Source organism: Vibrio sp. 1249-1 (assembly GCF_033340495.1).
Genome location: NZ_JAWOWJ010001014.1, coordinates 1 through 548 on the forward strand (window position 1 = coordinate 1; position 548 = coordinate 548).

General features: G+C 52.0%; 1 protein-coding gene. It reads right to left on the reverse strand.

Annotated elements, in window-relative coordinates:
• The coding region (locus R7Z50_RS30205; RefSeq protein ID WP_318150108.1) for a TolC family protein at nucleotides 1–540 on the reverse strand (540 nt) is incomplete at its 3' end.
• Nucleotides 541–548: the final 8 nt, after the last annotated feature.

The following is a 548-nucleotide window of genomic DNA, read 5'->3' on the forward strand; positions in this document are numbered from 1 at the left end:
ATAGTTAATGTAGTTACGCGCCACCTCGGCGGTGATGGTGACCATGATGTCGTGATACGACGCGATGGATGCGTAATAACCAGCTTCTGCAGATTCGATACCACGAGCGTATTTGCCCCAAATATCCATTTCCCACGCAGCATCAAACGACAGAGCGGCGTTGTTTACACCCTGATCATTCACGTAGGCACGCGCTAGATTTCCTGACACGGTTTGAACTTGCGGGTATTGCAAGCCGGTCGAAATGCCAAGTAATGAACGCGCTTGAACAATGCGCAGCCCCGCGGCTTCTATGTCTAGGTTTTGCTCATTCGCCAACTCGACTAATCGATTGAGCGTCGGGTCGTTAAACTGCTGCCACCACTGTTGTAATTGTTGCTGGGATTGCTGCGTATCTTTGGCTGCTTTTTGCACCGACCAATCGCTTGGCAATGACGCTTGCGGTGGGTGGGCATAGTCTGGCCCCACAGTGGTACACGCACTGAGCCCGAGCAGGGAAAGTATGGCGAGGCTTGGTTTGGTTAGTTTTGGAAGCATCATATCCCCAC